The following is a 22,234-nucleotide window of genomic DNA, read 5'->3' as shown; positions in this document are numbered from 1 at the left end:
CACCACCTCGTCAGTTAATCGTATTGTCATCGACGGCGGACTCCTTTCGCAAGAGACGGCGGTAGGCGCTGGAGCGGATTACCAGCTGGATCGACACGTAACCGAAGTTGGCGCCGGCGAGGTAGGCCAGACCGACCCATGCCCACCATCGCATCCCGTTGTCCATCAGGGGCAGTGAATCGGCTTTCTGTGCGTCTTCGATGGTTCGGGTAACGATAAACAGGGCGCATGCCACTAATGACGTTAAACCGCCCAAAATCAGTGAACATCGGGCGGCGAGCGAGGAGCGCAGCCCGGCCTCGTTGTCGGAGGAGAAGCCGAACCACGAGGCCGCGACGGCCGGCAGCGCGAGCAGCAGGGCGGGCACGTCGCTGGTGCGCGGCAGACCTCTGGCCTCGGCCAGCGCCACCGCGCCGATCAGGGACAGCGAGGTGGCCGCGGTGACGACCGCGCTGGCCAGTGTGCCGGGCGGCACCTCCCCGAACGAGGAGGTGAACTTGATCTTCCGCCAGTCCATGCCGGTGAAGCCGCGCATGTACAGGTGGGCGTAGTTCTGGCCTCTTTTGCCGAGCAGTTGGAAGTAGGGCTCGGTGTCCTGTGACAGCTTGAGGTGGACGCAGGTCTGCGACCCGTCGGTCTCGATCTCCGAGGCGCTGAGCGGGTCGCCGCAGTCGGCGCAGCGCAGCGTCTGCTCCATGAGGTACTGCGACTCGGGCGCCTTGATCTGCAGATGGTAGGACGTGGAGTTGTGCGCCATCCCCGGCGCCATCTGCATGGTCACCGGCCGCAGCCCGAGAGCCAGGCGCAGGCGGTGGCGGGGCTGCCGCGACGTGCTCGGAGGCACCATCGTGCGGCGGTAGGACACCTGCAGGCGCCGCGACTTCATCGCCTCGGGGACGACGGCGACGATCGGGCCGGCCTCGCCCAGGGTGTAGACGAACTCCCGCAGCCACTGCACCTTCTCGCAGGGGCTGTCCGCGCGGACGCCGATGTAGCCGAGGCCCTTGTCGATGGCCGTGGCCGCGGCCTCCTCCGACAGGCGGCCGCAGATCGGCATCAGGAACGACACCGCGGCCTTCTGGACGCGCTCCGTGGAGACGGGCGCGCCCGCGTTCGCGTCGCTCAGCACGAGCTCGATCAGGAAGTACAGGGACGAGGAGATGAGCTGGATCGTCTCGTCATGGCAGAGGATGTCGAGCAGGGCCCCGTCGCGCGCCCTGACCTCGAAGTTGTCGACCATCTCGCGCTTGAGGCAGGTGAGGATCGGCACATACGTCTCACCGCCCGGCCGCTCGGCCGGAGCCTGCTCCGCCCCCCGCCGCCTGGGGCGCCGGCCGGGGCCGGGCTCGGTGCGCGGGAGGGTCCAGGGCCCGCTCTCCAGGGCGGGGAAGGACATCTCGATGCGCACGTCCTGGACGACGACGCGGCTCTCCAGGGAGATGGTCTCCACCGTCCGTGTCCGCGACTTCTCCGGCTGGAGGATCATCGACAGGAAGACCGGCACCGATGCGAGCATGTCCGGGCGGGTGGCCTCGTCACGCAGCGCCAGGACCCTCTGCATGGTGGCCACCGTGACGCCGTCCCAGTGGGAGGGCTCATGCGCCTTGGCCCGCCTGCGATACCGGCCGTCACGCAGGATGACGAGCGCGACGGCGGCGGCGAGGCAGGCCGCGAGCATCCAGGGGCGCGGATGGACGAGCGGAGCCGGCCGCGCGGTGAGCATGCCGTCGTCGCCGGGGAGCGGAAGCAGGGCCAGCCAGCCGCACACCGCGCTCACCGCCCCGAGCGCCACGCAGCAGATATTGGACCATTTCATTGAGGGACCCGAACCTCTCCGGTGTGTGGGTGCGGTGCCACGCGTACCTGACACAGGAGAATCGCCCGACCGGCACCGGAGGTTGACACGGAGAGTAGCGGCCCCGGCTTTCTTGATGGAAACGAGACTCAGGAGCCGATGTTCGTACGGTTATATTGCGAAAACGACTGTCTATCGAAATTATTGGTCTTTAAGTGGCATTCTTCGATGCTCAACCGCTTTGAAGGATGAGGGGGGCGGTCAGCCCGGTCCTCGGCGGTTGGTGTGGCGGGTGGGGGCGGCGGTGCTCGGGTCCTCGGGCCAGGGGTGGCGGGGGTAGCGGCCGCGCAGTTCGGCGCGGACGGCGCGGTAGCCCTCCCGCCAGAAGGAGGCCAGGTCCGCGGTGACGGCGGCGGGCCGTCCGGCCGGCGAGAGCAGGTGGACCACCAGCGGGACCCCGGCGACGCGCGGCGCGGCCGCCCAGCCGAACAGCTCCTGGAGCTTGACCGCCAGCACCGGCTGGTCTCCCGAGTAGTCGACGCGGACGCGGGAGCCGCTCGGCACGGTGATCCGCTCGGGGGCGACCTCCTCCAGCCTGGCCTGCCACGGCAGCAGCCGCCTGAGCGCCGCCGCCACGTCCACCCGCGCCAGGTCGGCGCGGCGGCGCAGGCGCGCCATCTCCAGCCAGGTGGGCGCCGCCTCGATCAGAGCGGCGTCGGAGACGTCCGGCCAGGGGGCGCCGAGGACCCGGTGGCAGAAGGCCATGCGGTCGCGCAGCGCCACGGCCTCCGGCGTCCAGCGCAGCAGGGACAGCCCCTCGGCCCGCAGGCCCGCCATGATCGCCTCGCCGGCGCGGGTCGCCGGCAACGGGGTGGACGACAGCTCGACGGCGCCCAGCCGCTCGACCAGGCGCGCCACGACCTCGCCGTCCCACCCGACCTCCTCCTCGACGCGGTGGAACGGCGCCGCGGCCAGCCTGGCGACGTCCTCGTCGATGACCACGGCCTGTGCCACCCGTGCCGAGGCCGCGCCGGTTGGCCGGTCGGCGACCGCGATGGCCAGCCATTCCGCCGAGGCCAGCCGGGAGTCGCGGGGCAGCGTCGCGGCCGTCCCCGACACCATGAGGTACCCGCCGCCGCGGCGGCGCGCCACCCGCTCGGGATAGGCCAGCGCCACCACGAGCCCGGCCACCGCGTCGTCCCCGGCTCCGCCGCGCGTGCCCGCCTCCTCCCGGGCTGCGTCGTGTGCCCTCGCTTCTCTCCGGGCTCCGCCGCGTGTCACCGCCTCCTCCCGGGCTGCGTCGTGTGCCCTCGCTTCTCTCCGGGCTCCACGGCGCGTCATGGCCTGGCGCGGGGCTCCCGAGCCGGCCGCCGTGTCGTTTCCCGTCCCCGCACCGAGTGCCGTGAGGTCACCGGTCCCCGAGCCGGCCGCCGTGTCGTCCTCGGTTCCGTGGACGGCGGCGTGGGCGGCCTGGGTGAGGCGGCGGGTCTCTTTGCGCCAGGCGGAGGACCCGCCGCGCCGGGCCTCGCGCCACAGCGCCACCAGGTCGTCGGTGGCCGTGCGGGGAAGCTCCTCCGACAGCAGCGCCACCACCTCGGCCGCCCGGGGCGGGCCGTCGAGCAGCGCGCGGGCGAGCCGGGGATGGACGCCGACCCCGGCCATCCGCCGGCCGCGTCCGGTGACCCGCCCGTCCGCGAGGGCGCCGAGCGCGTGGAGCGTGCGCAGCGCGGCGGCCATGGACGCGGGGGGCGGCGGGTCGAGCAGCGCGAGCCCGGAGGCGTCCGGGGCGCCCCAGCAGGCGGCCTGGAGGGCGAACGCCGTCAGGTCGGCCAGGGCGATCTCGGGCTGGGCCTGCTCGGGCAGCCGCTCGTGCTCGGCCTCGGTCCAGCACCGGTAGACGGTGCCCGGCCCCTCGCGGCCCGCGCGCCCGGCGCGTTGCTCGGCGGAGGCCCGGGAGACCCGCACGGTGGTGAGCGATCCGAGGCCGCGGCCGTGGTCGGTGCGCGGCTCGCGCGCGAGCCCGGCGTCCACCACCACCCGCACCCCGGGGACGGTCAGGCTGGACTCGGCCACGGAGGTGGCCAGGATGACCCGCCTGCGTGCCCCGGGTGACAGGATCTCCTCCAGCCCCTCCGCCCTGCCGTGGGCGCGCAGCACGTCGATCTCGGCGGGCAGGCCGGCCAGCGCGGAGGCGACCCGTCCGATCTCCCCGACGCCGGGCAGGAAGCACAGCACGTCGCCCTCCCGCTCGTCGAGGGCTCGCCGGACCACCCCGGCCACGTGGGCGAGCAGGGCGGGGTCCACCCGCATGCCATGCGGCGGGGCGACCGGACGCGGGGGCGGGGCCCACACCACCCGCACCGTGTGCGCCGTGCCGGGGGCGCGCACCACGGGGGCATCCCCGAGCAGTCGCGACCATGGCGCGGTGTCGGCGGTCGCGGAGGCGGCCAGCAGTCGCAGGTCAGGTCGCAGGGTCGCCCGGACATCGAGCAGGAACGCCAGCGCGGTGTCGGCGTCCAGATGGCGCTCGTGGCACTCGTCGACGAGCACGGCGTCGACGCCGTCCAGGTCGGGGTCGCGCTGGAGCCGCTGGAGCAGCACGCCGGTCGTCATGACCTGCACCCGCCGGCCGGGCCGGTGCTCGCCGCGTACGGTGAAGCCGACCTCCTCGCCGACCCGCGAGCCGAGCAGCCAGGCCATGCGCCGGGCCGCCGCCCGGGTGGCGACGCGCCGGGGCTCGGCCACGATCACCCGGCGCGCCGGGCCACCGGAGTACAGCCCGGCCAGGGCCAGCGGCACCAGGGTCGTCTTGCCGGTGCCGGGCGGCGCGGCCAGCACGGCGCCGCCGGCCCCCTCCAGCGCCGCGCGCAGTTCGGGCAGCGCCTGGCGGACGGGCAGGTCACCCGCGCGCGACTCCTCCACGGTCATGTACCGAGCTTGCCGCACCCGGCACAGTGCGGGGCACGGGCGATGATGTGGCTCACCGCATTCGGGCGGGTGCCGGCACCGGCCGGCAGGCCGATGGGCCGCGACCTTCGTCGGCGAGGCCGACGCGGCCGCGGCCGCCGTAGTGGCGGTCTACCGCCTGATCTCGTACGGGGCCGTGCTCAACGTGGGACGGGCCACACCGGCCACGGCCACACGGGGCACACGGGTGTCGCCGGGCGTCATCGGGCCTGGAGCGCGTCCAGGGCGACGGCCATCGCGATGATCACTCGCCGGTCGAGCCGGGGATCCTGGATGTCCACGATGTAGCGGTCGCGCAGGCCGTACTTGCGGTCCACCGAGAAGGCGATCTGCGCCCCGGCGCCGAAGTCGAAGTGGTACGGCAGCCACGACAGCGAGTCGACGAACCGGCGCAGGATGCTGACCAGCACATTGCGCTCCTGCCCGGTGAACGTCGGCATGCCCGGCTGCTGGAAGTGCCACGTGGAGCGCAGCAGCGACGCGCCGAACTCCTTGCGGAAATAGCCGATCGGCTGGCCGGCGTGGTCCACGACGTCGTAACCGCTGCCCAAATCGAGCACCTTGCGGGCCTTGAACCCGGCGAGCACGTACTGGCGCGACTCGTCGGTGTAGAGGGTCACCTGCTCCTTGAACGCCAGGCGCTTCTGCTCGGCGAACGCCACCATCGGCCCCTCGGAGCCGTCGGGCTGCTCTATGTGGACCACATAGCGGTTCACCATCATGGTGATCTTCTGCCGGACGAGCAGGCGGCGCTGTGCCTGCAGGGTGGGGAGGTCCACGTTGCTCTCCATAGTCAGGGGATTGCCACCCTAAGGCTTGTCCGCCTCCCGGCGGCGTACGTGGGCGGGTGATGACGAATGTCCACTCCGGAACGGGGCAGGAGTCTCGTTCGTTGGTCAAGACAACGGAACGGGGGAGGAGTCTTAATGTATCGCTCGAGAAGGTACAAGATCATCGCTGGTGTCTGCGGCGGCATCGCCGAGAAGTGGGGCTGGCCGCCCACCATGGTGCGCCTGCTGTTCATCCTGTCCTGCATCCTGCCGGGCCCGCAGTTCGTCATCTACCTGATCATGTGGGCCTTCGTGCCGAAGGCCCCTGCGGCCTACGACTCGGCGGCCGCCTACCGGCACTGACGCCGCGCGGGCCCGTGGTCCCCGGGCCCGTCGTCCCTGGGCCCGCGGCCGGCGGCGGCCGGTCGCGGGGGCGAGGCCGTCCCGCGACGGCGCATGGGCGGCTTGTCATCCTTTCATGGGACGTATGCTCGGAGCCGTGAGCGAACGAAGCGTACGTGCGCGGCCGCTGACCCTGGTGGACGACGACCTCGTCGACTACGAGCAGGCCATGGACCGCATGAACGACCTGGTCGCCGCGCGGCAGCGCGACGAGTCGCCCGACACCCTGTGGCTGCTCAGCCACCCGCAGGTGTTCACGGCGACCAAGCGCACCGCCGCCGAGCACCTGCCCGATCCCTCGCACGGCATCCCCGTGGTCCTCACCGGCCGCGGGGGCCAGCTGACCTACCACGGGCCGGGGCAGCTCGTCGGTTACCTGATCGTCCGGCTCCGCCCGGACGAGGGCGTCGTGGACTATGTCCGCGAGGTGGAGCTGCGCATGGTCGAGGCGCTGGAGAAGCTCGGTCTGCCGGCCGAGCGCCGCCAGACCCCGCCGGGGTCGGAGCTGCTCACCGGCGTCTGGACGCGCGGCACCGGCCGCAAGGTCGTCTCCATCGGCATGCGCGCGAGCCGGGGCGTCACCAGCCACGGCTTCGCGCTGAACGTCGACGGCGACCTCGACCCGTGGCACTACGCCATCCCGTGTGGCATGCCCGACGTCGACATGACCTCGCTGGCCCGCGAGCTGCCAGAGCCGCCGTCCATGGACCAGGTGCGCCGCGTGGTCGCCGAGGCCTACGAGGCGTCCGCCTCCTGAGAGGTCGTCGCCGCGGACCACATCGTGAGAGGCCCTCCGCGCGGAGGTCGTCCGCGCGGACGAGGCCGGGTTCCTCGCCGTAGGACGGCGCCGGATCCGCCGGCCCCCTTCTCGCCGACGCGGCGCCGGCGGGAAGGCCCCCGGGGAGCGGGCGGTCGCGCCTGCGTGCTCTCAGCCCGCTCGGCCGGCGTTGCCCGCCCGCGCCCCGGCCGTCCGGCGACGACCATGGGGACGGGTGTCCCACGAGGCCGGCGGCCGGTCAGGCGGCCCGATCAGCCGACGGGCTCGTCCATGGGGAGCTCGTCGACGTTGCGGCGCGGGCCGGTGAACCAGTGGCGCGCGGACAGCGTCCACCACAGGGCGATGCCGAGCAGCACGGCCCCGACGGCGATCGGCGCGTAGTTGACCGACGTCCAGGTGAAGTCCGCCGACCCCGGCACGCCGGCCGGGCTGATCGGCAGGACGAAGTACACCGAGATCACGATGATCTCGATGACCGCGATCCAGCCGAGCACCTTGTACTTGCCGCCCAGCGTCCACGGCCCGGGGCGGAAGGCGGCGCCCATCCGCAGCCGCAGCCAGATCGGGATGAGGAAGGCCAGGTACAGCCCGATCACGGCGATGGACACCACGGCCAGGAAGGCCACCGGGGTGGTGGTGCCGGCGGGGGCGTACAGCGCCGGCAGCGTGATCAGCAGGGCGATGGCGCACCCTGCGATGATCGCGTTCACCGGCGTCCTGTTGCGGTCGACGCGCGACCACAGACGCCATCCGGGCACCGCCCCGTCGCGGGAGAACGCGTAGGTCATCCGGGACATCGAGGTCACGCAGCTCATGCCGCAGAAGAACTGGCCGATGGTCGAGATGCCGAAGATCACCGTGGCCAGGCTCGGCGTGAGCGACGAGGTGAAGATCGCCCCGACGAAGCCGGCCTCCTTGTTGACGGCGTCCACGTCGGTGGCCGCGAACAGGAAGGCCAGCAGCAGCACCCATCCGCCGATGGCCGAGTAGAAGATCGACTTCCACAGGCCCTTCGCGGCGGAGGTGGCCGCGCCGTGCGTCTCCTCCGACACGTGGGCGCAGGCGTCGAAGCCGGTGATCGTGTACTGGGTGAGCAGGAAGCCCAGCGGCAGCACGTACAGCCAGAACGTCGGCCCCGACGCGCCCGAGCCGAAGCCCGAGTTGTTGAACCGCTCGAACAGGAAGCCGACGCTCTGGTGCTCCGACGGCCCGAAGATCAGGATCAGCACGACGACGGCCGCGCCGAACACGTGCCACCACACCGAGATGTTCTGCAGCAGTGAGATCAGCCGGTGGCTGAAGATGTTGATCAGCGCGTGCAGCACCAGGACGATCGCGAACAGCAGGAACGTCTGGTGCAGCGGGTCGCCCTTCGCCCAGCCGTCGCTGAACCGGCCGATGGTGATGTTGAGGAACGTCGCGCAGCCGTAGTCCACCGAGGCGGTGACAGCGATGAGGCCGATCAGGTTCAGCCAGCCGGTGAACCAGCCGTGCACGGGACGGCCCAGCTTGGCGGCCCACCAGTAGATGCCGCCGGCCGTCGGGTAGGCCGAGACCAGCTCGGACATGCAAAAGCCGATGATGAGGATGAACGCCGAGATCAGCGGCCAGCCGATGGAGATGGCGATCGGCCCGCCGTTGTTCCACGCCTGGCTGAAGGTGGTGAAGCATCCGGCCAGGATGGAGATGATCGAGAAGGAGATCGCGAAGTTGGAGAAGCCGCTCCACGATCGCGAGAGCTCCTGCTTGTATCCGAGTTCGGCGAGGCGTTTGGCGTCGTCGTCGAGGGTGGGCTGGGCCATCGAGGCCTCCTTGGTGGCGCGGGTGGTGCCATGGTGCGGTGCGGGGGGTGCGTACTGCGAGGGAACTGCCGGGAGGTCGGACGGGTCAGCCGGCCCGCGGGTCCCGCCCCTCGGGGGCGTTTCCGTGGGGCGGGCCTGTGGAGGGGGCCGAGGACGGGCCGGAGGTGTTTCCCGGGGACGGGTCGGAGACGGGTGCCGGAGGCGGGGCTGTGGAAGGAGCCGGAGACGGGTCGGTGGAGGGGGCCGGAGACGGGGCGGTGGGAGGAGGAGGGGCCGGTGAAGGATGCGCGGACGGCGGGGCGGAGGGCGGCACCGCGCCTCCCGCCGGGCGCCGCCCGCCTCGGACGTCGTCGAGGAGCCGGCCGAACCCCGGATCGTCGAGATCGCGGACGGCCTGGGCGTACTTGTCGGCGGCCTCGGCCTCATAGTCGAAGCCGGCCGCCGCGGCATGCTCGGCGAGCAGGCCGTGGTGGACGCTGAACCACAGCGTCCAGGTGAAGTTGGACATGAGCAGGTAGAGCCGGACTCTTGCCGCGGGATCCTCGTCCCCGAAGTAGGCCCGCGTCAACCGCCCGGCCATCTCGGGGTCGTAATCGGCCTCCGCCGCGATGTCGCCCAGCTCGAACGCCGGGTCGTTGTTGCCCGACAGCTGGTAGTCCACGATGCGGACCGCCGAGCCGTCGAAGATGAGGTTCTCCGGCAGCAGGTCGTTGTGGCAGGGCACGGTGGGCGCCGGCCGCGCGGCCATGGCGGCCTCGATCGCCGCGATGGCGGGCAGCCGGTCCTCGTACCCGTCCGGGATGCGCAGCGCGTGGCCGCGGCACAGCGACAGCAGCTCGTCGAGCTTGCGGAAGATCGAGAAGTCGGTGGCGAAGCGCGGCCCGGCGTGCAGGCGGCGGCAGGCCAGGGCGATGCCCTCGGTCATCTTCGGGTCGCGCACGGCGGCGGCGTCGAGTGTGGCGCCGTCGATGTACTCCAGCAGGACCGCGCCGGGCAGGCGCAGCAGCACGTTGGCCCCCACTCCCGCCTGGGCGGCCCGGACCGTGTTGACGATCTCCAGGTCGAGGGGGATGCCCAGTCCGGCGGCGGAGACGCGCGGGTCCAGGACGCGCAGCAGCCAGCGGTCGCCGGCCTCGGTGTCGACGCGGACGATGTGGTGGCTCAACCCGCCCTTGATCGGGGTAGGGATGACCGGCCGGCCCGCCCAGGCCGCGACGAGTTCGAGTGCCGAGCCGAGGTCTGGCACGCGGGCCTCCTTTGGTCTACCTTCAGACCATTGATCCGATTCTGCGGGCCGGTCGTTACACGGGGGTATCGATGGTGGAACTTCCCGCCGAGGCGCAGGCCGTGGTCGTCGGCGGCGGCGTCGCCGGGTGCAGCGTCGCCTACCACCTGGCACGACTCGGCTGGACGGATGTCATCCTGCTCGAACAGCACGGGCTGACGGAAGGCACCACCTGGCATTCGGCGGGATTCGTCGGCCAGCTTCGCTCCACGGTCACCCAGACCCGCATGATCATGTACTCGGCGGGGCTGTACCCGGAGCTGCGCGAGCTGACCGGCCTCGACCCCGGCTGGCACGGCGTGGGCGGGCTGCGGCTGGCCACGACCGCCGAGCGGCACGAGGAACTGCTGCGCCAGGCCGGCGCCGCCGAGACCTACGGGCTCGGCATGGACCTCGTCTCGGCCCGCGAGGCCCGCGACATGCTCCCGCTGATGGAGGTCGGGGACGTGCGCGCGGCCCTGTGGCTGCCCGGGGACGGCTGGCTGGACCCGGCCAGCCTCGGCCGCGCCCTCGCCGCCGGCGCCGAGAAGCTCGGAGCGCGCATCGTGACCGGCGTCCAGGTGACCGGCTTCGACGTGCGGGACGGGCGCGTGCGCGGCGTCCGGGTCGGCGAGCACGTCATCGCCACCGGGACCGTCGTCAACGCGGCCGGCGCGGCGGCCGGGCGGCTCGGCCGGCTGGCCGGGGCCGACATCCCCATCGTGCCGATCAAGCACCAGTACGTCGTCACCCGGCCGTTCGGCGTCCCGGCCTCGACGCCCACCGTGCGCGACCCGGACAACATCGTGTACTTCCGGGAGGAGGACGGCGGCATCCTGGTCGGCGGCTACATCCGCACTCCGCAGGTCTGGCAGGCCGCCGAGCCGCTGTCCGAGCCCCGGACGCTGTTCGAGCCCGACATGGGCAAGTTCGCCGAATCGTGGGAGTCGGCCCGGCGCAGGCTCCCCGGCTTGGGCGAGACGGGCGAGACGGGCGAGACGGGCGGGCGGGACGCGGCGGACTTCGCCAAGGTGGTGCACGGGCCCGAGGCGTTCACCCCGGACGGGGAGTTCCTGCTCGGCGAGACCGCGGTCGCCGGCCTGTGGGTCGCGGCCGGATTCTGCGTCCACGGCCTGGCGGCGGCGGGCGGCGTGGGCAAGGTCATGGCCGAGTGGATCGTGGACGGCACGCCGGAGTACGACGTCTTCGGCATGGACGTGCGCCGGTTCGACGCGCACGCCCGCGGCGCGCGGTGGGCCCGCGCGAAGGCGCTGGACTCCTACAGCAAGTACTACGACGTGGTCTATCCCGGCGAGGAGCGCACGGCCGCCCGCCCGCTGCGCCGTTCTCCCGCCTACCCGCGCCACCTCGCGCTGGGCGCCGAGTTCGGCGAGAAGGCCGGCTGGGAGCGGGTGAACTGGTTCGCCGCCCCCGCTTCCGCGTCCATGGGCGCCGCCGTCGCGGCCGGGGACGGCGGCGGGGAGGAGTTCCGGCCGGCCGGATGGGCGGGGAGGTTCTGGTCGCCGGCCATCCGGGCCGAGTGCCTGGCCGCCCGCGACGCCGCGGCGCTGTTCGACCAGACCTCCTTCGCGAAACTGGAGATCACCGGGCTGGCCGGCCTGCAGCGCCTGTGCGCCAACGACCTCGACCGCCCCGTCGGCTCGGTGGTCTACACCCAGCTGCTCAACGAGCGCGGGGGCATCGAGGCGGACGTGACCGTCACCCGCCTGGCCGCCGACCGCTTCCGCATGGTCACCGGCACCGCGTTCGGCGTGCACGACGCCGCCTGGCTGCGCCGCCACGGGCTCGACGTGCGGGACGTCACCTCGGCCCACGCCTGTTACTGCCTGTGGGGTCCGAAGGCTCTGGAGGTGCTCGGCGAGCTCAGCGACGACGACCTGACCTTCGGCTACATGCGGGCGCGCGAGATCAGCGTGGCCAACGTGCCGGTGCTGGCCCAGCGGGTGACCTTCGCCGGCGAGTTCGGCTGGGAGCTCTACTGCCCCACCGAGTACGGCCTGACCCTGTGGGACGTCCTGATGGAGGCGGGCGCGCCGCACGGCGTGCGCCCGGCCGGCTACCGGGCGCTCGACTGCCTGCGGCTGGAGAAGGGGTACCGCGTCTGGGGGCTGGACATCACGCCGGAGACCACGCCGCTGGAGGCCGGTCTCGGCTTCGCCGTCGCGGCGGGCAAGGACTTCGTCGGGCGCGACGCCCTCACCGCCCCGCGGCGTTCGCTGCGCTGCCTGGTGCTCGCCGACCCGCGGCAGGTCTGCCTGGGCGGCGAGCCGGTACGCGTGGGCGGCGTGCCCGCCTCCCGGGTGACCAGCGGCGGCTACGGCCACCGCGTCGACCGCTCGATCGCGTACGCCTACCTGCCGGTCGGCGAGGAAGGACCGGACGCCGCGCCGCCCGGCGTGGTCGAGGTGGGGGTGAACGGCGGGTGGGTGCCGGCCGAGATCGCGGCCGAGCCGCTGTACGACCCGGGCAACAGCCGGGTCCGTCACCTCCCCGGAGCGTAAGGGCGGCTTCACAACCGTTCCACAGTTGCGGTGCGGCAGGATTGAAAATCATTCCTACCGCGCATACCTGTACGCGGTCCTCCTGATTCCGCGGTGTCCTGTTCCGGTGGCGGCCGGCGAGCGCCGAGTGTCCGACGAGGAGGGGCACACGGCGCGACCTCACCTGACGCTCCAGGAGGCGAGCATGGGCACTCCCGCACACAGCCGCACGTCCGGCGGTCCCGGCACGTCCGCCGGGGCGGGGGACGCCGTCGACCTGATGGACTTCGAGCTCATGCGCGACCCCTTCCGCGGCTACGCGCGGCTGCGCGAGCGGGCCCCGCTCGTCCGGGGGACGTTCTTCGGGCGCGGCACGCCGATCTGGCTGGTCACCCGGTACGCCGACGTCAAGACCGTCCTCGGCGACCCGCGCTTCGTGAACGATCCGGCGAACGTGCCTGACATGGACGTCGGCGACATCCGCGAGCGCGAACTCGCCGCGCGCGGAATCCCCGAGGAGTACGCGCCGTACATCTTGGACAGCGTCCTGGACGCCGACGGAGCCGACCACCTGCGGCTGCGCAGGCTGGTGTCGCGCACCTTCACCGCGCGCCGGGTCCTGGAACTGCGTCCGCGCGTGGAGGAGATCACCGAGTCCCTCCTCGACCGGCTGGAGGGCCTCGGGCGGCACGGGGTGGTGGACCTGATGGAACACTTCGCCTACCCGCTGCCGATCACCGTCATCTGCGAACTGGTGGGCATCCCCGAACAGGACCGCTCGCAGTGGCGCGAATGGGGCAAGGCCCTGGTGACCCTGGAGGCGGGCGGCATGGCCGGCGCCCTGCGGGACATGGTGGAGCACATCCACGCCCTGATCGAACGGCGCCGCGCCGCGCCGACCGCGGACCTGCTGACCGGCCTGATCCGCACCCACGACGAGGACGGCGACCGGCTCGGCGACACCGAGATGGTCACCCTCGTGCTGACCCTGGTCCTGGCGGGGCACGAGACCACCGCCCACCTGATCGGCAACGGCGTCGCCGCCCTGCTCACCCACCCCGAGCAGCTCGCCCTGCTGCGCGGCGACCCGGGGCTGACGCCTCGCGCCGTGCACGAGCTGATGCGCTGGTGCGGGCCGGTGCAGGGCACCCGCCTGCGGTACGCCGCCGAGGACGTCGAGATCGGCGGCATGCCGGTGCGCAAGGGGGAGGCGGTGATGGCGGTGCTGGTCGGGGGCAACTACGACCCTCGCGTGTTCGACGACCCCGAGCGGCTCGACGTCACCCGCGAGCCGGACGGGCGCAGGGAGACCCACGTGGGGTTCGGGCACGGCCTGCACTACTGCCTCGGCGCGGCGCTCGCCCGCCAGGAGGCCGAGGTGGCCTTCGCGGGGCTGCTGCGGCGCTTCCCCGGCATGGCCCTGGCCGTCGCACCCGAAGATCTGGAACGCCAGCCCATGCCCGGCTCCTGGCGCCTGGCCCGCCTCCCCCTCCACCTCTGACGCCGCCTCCCGGCTCCACTCCCACCACGCCGGCCCCCCGGATCCGGTCGGACCGCGCCGGCCACCGGGCTCCGGTCCGACCGCGTCGGCCATCTGGACTCCGCTCGGCCGCGCCCGCTCCCCGCTCCGCCTCTGACCGCGCAGGACACCCTGTTTCGGTCCGACCGCCGCGGCCGGCCTCAGTTCGCGGTGTCGGTCGTCTCCTGCGGAGCGCCGGGGATCGGGGCTCCGGACGGCATGCCGGAGGAGACATGCGCCTCGTACACCTGCCGCCACGGCAGCGCGGTGACGCTGTGCGGCCCGCCTGCCGCGGCGCCGGCCAGGTGTTTGTCCAGCTCGGCCAGGCAGACGGTCCAGCCGGCCGCGTTGCGCGCGGCCGTGTCGGCCCGCTCCAGGACGTTGACGAGCGTGAGCCGGCAACCGTGGTCGCCGGCGGGTTCGAGGTCGAAGTGCAGCTCGTCGCCGCCCCAGGTGAAGGCCAGGCGGCGTGGCGGCTCGAACGCCACGACGGTGCCGGTCATGGTCTCGAGGTTCGGGTCACCCGAGAAGGTGATCTTTCCTCCGGCATGGGGTTCGAGCTCGACCGCCGAGGGGAACCAGTGCGCCAGCCCTCCGGGCGTGGCGACGGCCTCCCAGACCCGCTCGACCGGGTGGTCGTAGACGCGCTCGAAGCGCACCGCGGGGCGGCCCCGGTGTTCGATGAAGGTTCCGAGATCCATCAGTTCTCCTTGGTGGTGTCGAGGTGGCGCCCCAGCGCGTCGAGCCGGTCGTTCCACAGCCGCCGGTAGGGGGCGAGCCAGGCGTCGAGCTCGGCCAGCGGGGCCGGGTCGATGGTGTAGACACGGCGCTGAGCGTCCCGCGCGACCTGCACGAAGCCTCCGTCCCGCAGCACCCGCAGGTGCTTGGACGTCGTGGGCTGTGACAGGCGCAGCGCGTCGACCAGCTCGCCGACCGTGCGCGGACGTTCACGCAGGAGGTCGAGCATGGCGCGGCGATGCGGATCGATCAGCACGGACCAGATGACATCGGGCACACCAGCCAGTATGCCCCGCCATGCATATGCCGGTCAAGGCATGTAACCCCCACTGGACCCGGCGCACCCGAGCGACGCCCTCGACAGGTGGAGTGGGCCGGGCCTGGTGAGTGCGGCGCCGTTGTGCGGCGGGCGACGTCGTTCGCGATCAGTGCACGGGTGAGGCTGGGTGGGGCGGCGAAAATTTCACCGGGTTCGGGGGCGGGTGGTGCGCTGGCCATGGCGGACGTGTGTCGGGTCCGGCGCGGGGTTGACCGGCTCGGGCGCGGGTGCGTTGATCCGAGGGTGAACCGGCTCCGCACGTGCGGCGGAGCCCGTACGGCGGTGCGGCCGGAGCAAGAGGTAGGGGCCGCTCGGTGTTCGTCCGAGAAGGGGGTAGTCAATGTCCGTACGCCGAGGCGCGCGTCTGGTCTCGCTGGCCGTGCTCGCGGGAGCCGCCGCGCTGTCGTTCGCCCCGCCCGCGGCGAACGCCGCCGCCGAGGACTGCAAGCCCGGGTCGATCTGCGCGTACAGCGGATACAACTACAGCGGCAAGATGGTCTACCTGCCGCCGGGCGGCGGGTGCGTGGCCGCGCCGTTCCCGATCGCTTCGATCAGGAACACCTTCGGCTCGCCCGGCATCCCCGCCGTGGCGGCCGTGTTCGCCGGCGCCGGCTGCACGGGGACGCTGGTCGGCGGTGTGGGCCAGCAGAGCAGCCTGCCCGTGCTGTGGCCGAACGGGCTCAGCGTCGGCCTGGCCTGGTAGCGGCCGGAGCAGGGACAGGGCGCGGACCGGTCAGATGGCCGTCCCAGGCGCGACGGAAGGGGCGTTCGAGGCGCGGACTCGGTCAGAAGGTGAGCGGGGGGAGTTCGGAGCGGGTGGGCAGGCCCTGCCAGGGGCTGTGGCTGGCGACGGTGAACGCGGCCAGCGCCGAGCCGCGGCGCAGCCGGTCGGTGGGGTGCAGTTCCTCCAGCATGCCGCTGAGGTAGCCCGCGACGAAGGACCCTCCGGCGCCCACCGGGTCCACCACGGTGACCGGCGCGGCCGGGGCGTCGTAGCGCATGCCGTTGATGGTCGCGCTCGCGCCCTTGCCTCCCCGGGTGACCACCAGCTCGCGGACCGTTCCAATGGCCGGCTCGATGAGCTGCAGCTCGTCCTGGTTCGCGAACAGGACGTCGGCGCTCACCGCCAACTCGGTGAGCGCCTCGACGGCCTCCTGGCGGTCGACCCAGAGCTGCGGCCGGTGGTTGACGTCGACCGACACCGCGACGCCGGCCTCCCTGGCCAGCTTGATGGCGTGGTGTGCCGCGCTCCAGGCGGTGCCGCTCAGGGCCGGGGTGATGCCGGTGACGTGCAGCACCTTGGCCGACTGCAGGGCGCGCGCGGGGATGTCGCCCGGGCCGAGCCGCGAGCCGGCCGACCCGCCGCGGTAGTGGACGACGTGCCCCACCCGGCCGATGCGCCGCTGCCGGATGGCGAGCCCGGTCGGCGCGGTGGAGTCGGTCTGGGCGTGCGAGACGTCCACTCCCTCGCCCCGCAGCACCGTCAGGACGCGGGCGCCCAGTTCGTCGACGCCGACCCTGCCCAGCCAGGTCACGGAGTGCCCCAGCCGGGCCAGGCCGACGGCGGCGGTCAGCTCGGCGCCCGCGACGTCCAGCCGGACGTCGGTGTCATGCCGGAGCCGGTCGGCGGAGACGACGCCCAGCGCCTCGCCGAGCGTGAAGATCTCGGTCATGTCAGGTTCTTTCCTGCCACGCGACATGCCCATCTGCCGCTGATGGCGGAAAGCATGGCAGAGACCGATATCGCTCACAACGAGAAGGCGCGGTTTCGGCTCCGATCACCCGCGGGTACCGGGCGGTCAGCCTCCGCCGAACGCGTCGACCGCGGCCTGGCAGAAGGCCTTGAGGTCGTCGGGCTTGCGGCTGGTGATGAGGGTGTTCGGCCCGTTGGTGCAGACCATGACCTCCTGGTCGGCCCAGGACGCGCCCGCGTTGTGCAGGTCGGTCTTCAGGCTCGGCCATGACGTCATCGCGCGGTCGCCGACGACGCCGGCCTCGATCAGCGTCCACGGCGCGTGGCAGATCGCCGCCACCGGCTTGCCGGCGTCGAAGAACGACCGGGCGAACCGCACGGCGTCGTCGTTCATCCGCAGGGCATCGGGGTTGGCGACCCCGCCGGGCAGGATCAGGCCGTCGAAGTCGCCCGCGCTCACCTCATCGACGGTCGCGTCGATGTCGAAGGCGTCGGCCTTGTCGAGGTGGTTGTACGCCTGGGCCTTGCCGCGCTGGGTGGAGACCAGGCGCGGGGTGCCGCCGGCCTGTTCCACGGCCTTCCACGGCTCGGTCAGCTCGACCTGTTCGATGCCCTCGGGGGCCACGAGAAAGGCGATCGTCTTGCCCTGGAGCATGGTGCCTCCTCTGAGCTGCGTTTTCTCCCTTACTCGACGTCCCGTGCCCGACTTTTCGCCTTATATACGCGAATATCTGGAACCCTTCACATCTCCGTGCGGAGCGCCTCAAGGAAGCGCCGGGACTCCGCCACGGTGGCGGCCTCGACGCAGAGACGGTCCATGACCTTCATGTACGGGTCGGTCTCTTCGCGCTTGTCCAGGTAAAGAGCGCTGGTGAGCTGCTCCATGTAGACCACGTCGGGAAGGTCGCGCTCGTTGAAGCGCAGGATCGTGAACGGGCCGCCCGCCGCCGCGTGGCCGCCCTGGCCGAACGGCACGACCTGCACCGTGATGGTGGGCGACTCGGTGAGCTCCAGGAGGCGGTCGACCTGGGCCCGCATGACGTTGCGGCCGCCGAGCGGGCGCCGCAGGGCCGCCTCGTCCACCAGGGCCCACAGGCGGGGGCCCTCCGGCCCGATCACCTGCCGCTGGCGGGCCATGCGGAGCGCCACGCGCCGGTCGATCTCCTCGACCGAGGCCTCGGAGTGTCCCAGCATGATCACCGCACGGGCGTAGTCCTCGGTCTGCGTGAGGCCGGGGACGAACTGGATCTCGTAGGTGCGGATGACCGACGCGGCCTCCTCCAAGCCGACGTACAGCTCGAACCACGTCGGCAGCAGGTCGCTGTACTTCTGCCACCATCCGGGGGCGTTGGCCTGCTGGGCCAGCTTGAGGAACGTGGCACGCTCGTCGGGGTCGAGCACGCCGTAGAGGGTGAGCAGGTCGGTGATGTCGCGCGTCTTGAAACCGACCCGGCCCAGCTCCAGGCGGCTGATCTTGGCGTGCGAGGCGCGGATGGCGTCGCCCGCGGCCTCGCGCGTGATGCCCTTGGCGATGCGCAGCCGGCGAAGGTTCGCGCCGAGCAGGATGCGCAAGGCGGTGGGGCCGCCTCGCGAATAGGCGAGGATATGTCCGTCAGGTACGTCGTCGTCTTGTCCGAGGGCCGTGATCATGCGAGCTCCTGGAGCCACGGATGAATGAGCAGCCGACAGTGTCTCATCCCTGAGTGGTGCTCGTACACCACGCGACATCGGCGAGGTTTTTGGTCCTCTCTTTGCATGGAAACGGTCATAGACGGGCATATGTCTGAGTTCCGTGGGGAAAAGTAGCATTTGCACGTGCATCGGCACTTGCATCAGAACGTGTCGTGAAGAAAGATTGACTCGCCCCGTCATGTCCGGACCGCGTGAACGGCCCCAACGTAGTGAGGACCTTGATGACCGCACACCACCAGGCTTGCCGGCAGTCCGTTGTACGGGGTGAGGCTCCCTGGTGGCTGCTGCCCGCGATGGAGGGCGACTCCTGGGAGCCGGTGGCCGCCGAGCTGTGCTCACTCGGCCGCACCGGTGCGACGATCAAGATGGCCCGAGACTTCACCATGGCGACGCTGAACAACTGGGGGCTGGGCGAGCTGGCGTACGACACCCGCATCGTGGTGTCCGAGCTGGTCACCAACGCCATGCGGCACGCCGGGGAACCCACCCGGCTGCGCCTGCTCCACCGGGCCTCGCACCTGGTCTGCGCCGTCTCCGACCCCTACGACGGGCCGCCCGTCGTCACCCGCGCCGACTACTTCGCCGAGAGCGGCCGGGGGCTGCACCTGGTCGAGAGCCTCAGCTGCTCCTGGGGCTGGAGGATGACCGAGGGCCAGGGCAAGCTCGTCTGGGCCGCCTTCATCGCCCCCACCGCCACAGCCACCGTCGCCTACGGGCACAACCGCGCCTCCGCCTGAGCCTCGGCCGCGCCTGAGAGCCTCCCTGAGCGCCTCGGCCGCGCCTGAGAGCCTCCCTGAGCGCCTCCGCTGCGCCTGAGAGCCTCCGCGGACACCCGCCCGGCGGATCGGTGACGAACCGACCCGTGCCGGCCGCTGCGACCGAAACCCTTAGGGTCGGAGCGCTCGCCCGGCCTCACTCCGGCCGTTCCGTACCGTCCGGGTCGTGGTGCTGTTCGAACACGAGCCGGGTCAGTTCCACTCGCGATCCGATGCCCAGCTTGCGGAAGATCTGGCGCAGGTGGAAGGCCACGGTGTGCACGCTGATGAACATCTGCTCGGCGACCCGCCGGTTGGTCCACCCCTGGGTGACCAGCAGTGAGACCGTGCGCTCTGTGTCGGTGAGGCTGCCCCAGCCGGTGACCGGCCGATCGGCGGTGGCCCAGTGCCGGTGCCGCACGCCCAGCCGGCGCAGCCTGCGCCGCAGCCGGGCCGCGTCCCTGGCCGCCCCGCAATCCTGGTAGCCGGCCAGCGCCTGGTCCAGGCTGCGCACGCACGCCCGCCGGTCGCCGGCGGCCTCCAGCGTCACGCCGAGGTCCTCGGCGGCCGAGGCGCGGGCCCAGGGGTCCACGCCCTCCTTGACGGCCGGTTCGAGCGCTTCGGCGTCCCCGTCGAGCAGGCCGCGCGCGTGGGTGGCGGCGGTGCGGACGGTGGGGAACCCGGGGGCGCCCTCCGCCAGGCGCTCGGCCGAGGCGACGGTGAGCCGGGCGCCGGGCCGGTCGCCCGCCGCCAGGGCGACGCGGACCAGCCACGGCGCGGCGGCCGGGTCCGCCACCAGGAGGCCCGGCCGTTCCCGCACCCCGGCGTAGAGCGGGCCGAGCCGCTCCAGCGCGGCGGCGGGACCGTCCCGGGCCTCGACGACCTGCGCCCCGGCCATCGCGCACCAGCAGGCGGCCGTCCCGGCCTGGAGCGGCCACCCGTCGTCACCGTCCGCGTGGCGCTCGGCCGCGCGCAGGTCGCCCCGGCGCAGCGCGACGGTGACCAGCACCGATGCCGCGACGGCGCCGAACAGGCGGGCGCCCGTGGCCTGGACGAGGTCCAGCGCGCGGCTCGCCCGGACCGCGGCGTCCTCCGCATGCCCGACGGCCAGCTCGGCCCGCGCGGACAGGGCCGCCGCCCCCGCCGCCCACGGACCATGGCCGGGCACATCTCCCCCCGCCGCCCATGCGCGGTGGCCGGACGCCTCTCCCGCCGCGCACACGTCGTGACCGGGCGCCTCGCCCGCCGCGCACGCGTGGTGGCCGGGAGACTCGTCCTCCTCGGCGGCCTCGCCGATCACGGCGCGGGCCTCGTCGATCAGGCGGACGTCGATCAGCATCGCGGCCAGCGCGAGCCGCGTGCAGACCCGCCCCTCCGGATCGCCGGCGTCCTCCGCCCGCCCGACGGCCTCCCTGGCCGCGCGCAGGCCCTCGGCGAGGCGTCCGGACTCCCACCAGATCGTCCCGAGCACCGCCGTGGCCGCCGCCTCCGCCGCCTCTCCGTGCCGTCCGGCGTCCGCGAGGACCCTGACGGCCTCCCGCTCGGCCCGTTCGCGGTCGGGCAGGGCGGCCAGGCCGTACAGCAGGCCGAGCGTGGCGCGCTCGCGCCAGGGGGCGGGCAGCGCTCGCTCGCGGAGCGCCGCCTCCGCCTCGGCCACCGCCTCGGCCGGCCGCCCGGCCGGCAGCAGGACCCCGGACAGGGCGCAGTGCAACTCGGCGGCGGCCGGGGACGTCGCCCGGGCCGGCGCCGAACGCGCCAGCCGTTCGGCGTCGGCGAGTCGCCCGGCCTCGGTGGCCGCCTCGACGGCCGTGACCACGCGCGCGGGCCGGCGCGGGTCGGCGCAGTCGCTCAGCTCGACCGCCTGGACGGCGAGGTCGGCGGCGGCGCCGGGCGCGGTGGCGCGGACCTCGGTGACCGCCCGGTCCAGGTCGGCGAGGGCGCGCGTGTCGCCCGGCCGGACCCCCTCGACCAGGTGCCCGGCGGCCCGCGCCGCCGCGCCGCCCCGGCCGAGCAGGAGGCGGCCGGCCTGGTGGTGCAGCGCGTTGCGCATGGCCGCGGGCAGATCGTGCAGGACGGCCCGCCAGACCAGCTCGTGCCGGAACTCCAGCGTGTCGCCGGCGGCGAGGAGCAGTCCGGCGTCCAGCGCCTCCTCGACCGCGGGGAGCAACGCCGCCGGGCCGGTCCCGACCAGGTCGCCCACGTCCTCGGGGGAGAAGCGCCGGCCGAGCACCGCCGCCACCTCCACCAGCTGGCGCCCCTCCCGGCTCAGCCCCCGCAGCCGCGACCGAACGGCGGCACGCACCCGCTCGGGCGGCTCGGGCGGCGGGCACGGGCTCTCCCCGCCGGGCCGGGCGGCGGCCGGGGAGGGCGGCGGCAGCCGGGCACGGCCGCCGCGCACCTCGACGGCGCCCTCCTCGCGCAGCCCGCGCAGCAGTTCCACCAGCAGGAACGGGTTGCCGCCCGCGCCCGCGGCGAAGCTCAGAAGGCCCGGGTCGGGCACCGCGCCGAGCACGTCGGCGGCCACCGCGGCGACCGCCTCCTCCGGCAGCGGGCGCAGCGCGAGGCGGGTGGCGCCGTGGCTCTCCAGGGCCTGGAACAGGTGTTCGCTGCACTCCCCGGCCCGCGTCGCCGGGCAGGGACGCCCGGCCGTCGTGACCGACCGGGACAGCAGCCACACCAGGCGGCGGCATCCGAGGTCGCGGTGCAGGGCGCGCAGCGTGGCGAGTGTGGCGGAGTCGGCCCGTTGCAGGTCGTCCAGGCCCACCAGCACCGGGCGGCCGGGCGCGCCGCGGGCCAGCCGGACGCGCAGGTGCTCCAAGGCGCGCGTGCCGAGGCGCTCGGGCGACAGCCGTTCGGCGCTGCCGGTGGCCAGCGCGAACCCCCGCCGGGAGGCGTGGGCGGCGGCCTCGGCCAGGAGCAGGGTCTTGCCCGTGCCGGGCTCGCCCTCGATGAGCAGCGTTCCGCCGCCGCCGTGTTCGGCCGCGCTCAGCAGCCGGCCGAGGATGTGCCACTCGGGCTCGCGTCCACGCATTTCTCCCCCGTGACAAGGGTCCGGGTCGTCGCGGCGTGCTCCGCCGGCCGTCGGGGCCGCGCCCGAGCCCCCTGGACGGTGGGGCACGGCACCCGTTCTCACCTGCTCTTCAACAGTACACAGGGGCTCTGGCGCCCAACGACTACCCGTATTGAGGATGTGCGGCCGTCCCTCGCTGGCCAGTGTCGAAGGTGTGGGCGTGCGCGCT

At 73.1% G+C, this 22,234-nt stretch carries 17 protein-coding genes; 6 read left to right on the top strand and 11 right to left on the bottom strand.

All coding sequences use genetic code 11. The features are described 5' to 3' along the window. Window positions 1-10 precede the first annotated feature (10 nt). The 3 genes from ACWEN6_RS05595 to ACWEN6_RS05585 form a co-directional block, all read right to left on the bottom strand. Window positions 11-1,816, bottom strand: coding sequence for a hypothetical protein (locus ACWEN6_RS05595; protein ID WP_452569122.1), 1,806 nt, complete (start codon window positions 1,814-1,816; stop codon window positions 11-13). A gap of 240 nt (window positions 1,817-2,056) precedes the next feature. Next, window positions 2,057-4,723 (bottom strand): ATP-dependent RNA helicase, encoded by a 2,667-nt coding sequence (locus tag ACWEN6_RS05590; RefSeq protein WP_452569121.1) that lies wholly within the window; start codon window positions 4,721-4,723, stop codon window positions 2,057-2,059. A gap of 239 nt (window positions 4,724-4,962) precedes the next feature. Beyond that, entirely contained in the window at window positions 4,963-5,541 is a 579-nt protein-coding gene (locus tag ACWEN6_RS05585) for an LURP-one-related/scramblase family protein (protein ID WP_354838191.1), read from the bottom strand. A 147-nt stretch (window positions 5,542-5,688) separates the two neighbouring features. Between ACWEN6_RS05585 and ACWEN6_RS05580 the strand changes: the two genes are divergently transcribed. Next, complete coding sequence (locus ACWEN6_RS05580; RefSeq protein WP_354838193.1) at window positions 5,689-5,895, top strand: PspC domain-containing protein; 207 nt, start codon at window positions 5,689-5,691, stop codon at window positions 5,893-5,895. A gap of 136 nt (window positions 5,896-6,031) precedes the next feature. Further along, entirely contained in the window at window positions 6,032-6,691 is a 660-nt protein-coding gene (gene lipB, locus ACWEN6_RS05575) for a lipoyl(octanoyl) transferase LipB (RefSeq protein ID WP_452569120.1), read from the top strand. Between the two features lie 272 nt (window positions 6,692-6,963). Here lipB and ACWEN6_RS05570 read toward each other — a convergent pair whose 3' ends face one another. Together ACWEN6_RS05570 and ACWEN6_RS05565 are read right to left on the bottom strand one after the other, a co-directional pair. Beyond that, window positions 6,964-8,514 (bottom strand): amino acid permease, encoded by a 1,551-nt coding sequence (locus ACWEN6_RS05570; RefSeq protein WP_452569119.1) that lies wholly within the window; start codon window positions 8,512-8,514, stop codon window positions 6,964-6,966. Between the two features lie 85 nt (window positions 8,515-8,599). Beyond that, entirely contained in the window at window positions 8,600-9,760 is a 1,161-nt protein-coding gene (locus ACWEN6_RS05565; RefSeq protein WP_452569118.1) for a phosphotransferase, read from the bottom strand. A gap of 71 nt (window positions 9,761-9,831) precedes the next feature. Between ACWEN6_RS05565 and ACWEN6_RS05560 the strand changes: the two genes are divergently transcribed. Both ACWEN6_RS05560 and ACWEN6_RS05555 read left to right on the top strand, forming a co-directional pair. Beyond that, on the top strand, window positions 9,832-12,300 hold the full coding sequence (locus ACWEN6_RS05560; protein WP_452569117.1) for a GcvT family protein: 2,469 nt from the start codon (window positions 9,832-9,834) through the stop codon (window positions 12,298-12,300). 184 nt (window positions 12,301-12,484) lie between these two features. Continuing rightward, window positions 12,485-13,780, top strand: a complete 1,296-nt coding sequence (locus ACWEN6_RS05555; RefSeq protein ID WP_452569116.1) for a cytochrome P450 family protein — start codon at window positions 12,485-12,487, stop codon at window positions 13,778-13,780. Window positions 13,781-13,959: 179 nt separating this feature from the next. On the opposite strand, the gene ACWEN6_RS05550 is transcribed toward ACWEN6_RS05555, so the two are convergent. Next, window positions 13,960-14,499, bottom strand: coding sequence for an SRPBCC family protein (locus ACWEN6_RS05550; RefSeq protein ID WP_452569115.1), 540 nt, complete (start codon window positions 14,497-14,499; stop codon window positions 13,960-13,962). Further along, window positions 14,499-14,813, bottom strand: coding sequence for an ArsR/SmtB family transcription factor (locus ACWEN6_RS05545; protein ID WP_354838206.1), 315 nt, complete (start codon window positions 14,811-14,813; stop codon window positions 14,499-14,501). Before ACWEN6_RS05545 ends, ACWEN6_RS05550 begins: the two co-directional genes overlap by 1 nt. Before the next feature lie 382 nt (window positions 14,814-15,195). On the opposite strand from ACWEN6_RS05545, the gene ACWEN6_RS05540 reads away from it, so the two are divergent. Beyond that, entirely contained in the window at window positions 15,196-15,558 is a 363-nt protein-coding gene (locus ACWEN6_RS05540) for a peptidase inhibitor family I36 protein (RefSeq protein ID WP_452569114.1), read from the top strand. 82 nt (window positions 15,559-15,640) lie between these two features. Here ACWEN6_RS05540 and ACWEN6_RS05535 read toward each other — a convergent pair whose 3' ends face one another. The 3 genes from ACWEN6_RS05535 to ACWEN6_RS05525 form a co-directional block, all read right to left on the bottom strand. Further along, on the bottom strand, window positions 15,641-16,528 hold the full coding sequence (locus ACWEN6_RS05535; RefSeq protein WP_452569113.1) for a sugar kinase: 888 nt from the start codon (window positions 16,526-16,528) through the stop codon (window positions 15,641-15,643). Between the two features lie 126 nt (window positions 16,529-16,654). Then, complete coding sequence (locus ACWEN6_RS05530; RefSeq protein ID WP_452569112.1) at window positions 16,655-17,203, bottom strand: type 1 glutamine amidotransferase domain-containing protein; 549 nt, start codon at window positions 17,201-17,203, stop codon at window positions 16,655-16,657. Window positions 17,204-17,289: 86 nt separating this feature from the next. Continuing rightward, window positions 17,290-18,198 carry a helix-turn-helix domain-containing protein gene (locus tag ACWEN6_RS05525; protein WP_452569111.1) on the bottom strand — a complete coding sequence of 303 codons (909 nt, stop codon included), beginning with the start codon at window positions 18,196-18,198 and terminating at the stop codon, window positions 17,290-17,292. Between the two features lie 263 nt (window positions 18,199-18,461). Here ACWEN6_RS05525 and ACWEN6_RS05520 point away from each other — a divergent pair, with 263 nt between their 5' ends. Continuing rightward, complete coding sequence (locus tag ACWEN6_RS05520; RefSeq protein ID WP_452569110.1) at window positions 18,462-18,977, top strand: ATP-binding protein; 516 nt, start codon at window positions 18,462-18,464, stop codon at window positions 18,975-18,977. Window positions 18,978-19,152: 175 nt separating this feature from the next. On the opposite strand, the gene ACWEN6_RS05515 is transcribed toward ACWEN6_RS05520, so the two are convergent. Further along, window positions 19,153-22,026 (bottom strand): LuxR C-terminal-related transcriptional regulator, encoded by a 2,874-nt coding sequence (locus tag ACWEN6_RS05515; RefSeq protein ID WP_452569109.1) that lies wholly within the window; start codon window positions 22,024-22,026, stop codon window positions 19,153-19,155. Window positions 22,027-22,234 lie beyond the last annotated feature (208 nt).

This window comes from Sphaerisporangium sp. NPDC004334, from assembly GCF_053602655.1.
Note: the sequence above shows the minus strand (reverse complement) of the source record. Positions and strands in the feature narration are given on the sequence as shown.

What these genes read in the sequence shown, in the direction of transcription:
- ACWEN6_RS05595 (WP_452569122.1), bottom strand. Translation starts at nt 1,816, where the DNA reads ATGAAATGGTCCAATATCTGCTGCGTGGCGCTCGGGGCGGTGAGCGCG.
- ACWEN6_RS05590 (WP_452569121.1), bottom strand. Translation starts at nt 4,723, where the DNA reads ATGACCGTGGAGGAGTCGCGCGCGGGTGACCTGCCCGTCCGCCAGGCG.
- ACWEN6_RS05580 (WP_354838193.1), top strand. Translation starts at nt 5,689, where the DNA reads ATGTATCGCTCGAGAAGGTACAAGATCATCGCTGGTGTCTGCGGCGGC.
- ACWEN6_RS05570 (WP_452569119.1), bottom strand. Translation starts at nt 8,514, where the DNA reads ATGGCCCAGCCCACCCTCGACGACGACGCCAAACGCCTCGCCGAACTC.
- ACWEN6_RS05560 (WP_452569117.1), top strand. Translation starts at nt 9,832, where the DNA reads ATGGTGGAACTTCCCGCCGAGGCGCAGGCCGTGGTCGTCGGCGGCGGC.
- ACWEN6_RS05555 (WP_452569116.1), top strand. Translation starts at nt 12,485, where the DNA reads ATGGGCACTCCCGCACACAGCCGCACGTCCGGCGGTCCCGGCACGTCC.
- ACWEN6_RS05550 (WP_452569115.1), bottom strand. Translation starts at nt 14,499, where the DNA reads ATGGATCTCGGAACCTTCATCGAACACCGGGGCCGCCCCGCGGTGCGC.
- ACWEN6_RS05540 (WP_452569114.1), top strand. Translation starts at nt 15,196, where the DNA reads ATGTCCGTACGCCGAGGCGCGCGTCTGGTCTCGCTGGCCGTGCTCGCG.
- ACWEN6_RS05535 (WP_452569113.1), bottom strand. Translation starts at nt 16,528, where the DNA reads ATGACCGAGATCTTCACGCTCGGCGAGGCGCTGGGCGTCGTCTCCGCC.
- ACWEN6_RS05530 (WP_452569112.1), bottom strand. Translation starts at nt 17,203, where the DNA reads ATGCTCCAGGGCAAGACGATCGCCTTTCTCGTGGCCCCCGAGGGCATC.
- ACWEN6_RS05525 (WP_452569111.1), bottom strand. Translation starts at nt 18,198, where the DNA reads ATGATCACGGCCCTCGGACAAGACGACGACGTACCTGACGGACATATC.
- ACWEN6_RS05520 (WP_452569110.1), top strand. Translation starts at nt 18,462, where the DNA reads ATGACCGCACACCACCAGGCTTGCCGGCAGTCCGTTGTACGGGGTGAG.
- ACWEN6_RS05515 (WP_452569109.1), bottom strand. Translation starts at nt 22,026, where the DNA reads ATGCGTGGACGCGAGCCCGAGTGGCACATCCTCGGCCGGCTGCTGAGC.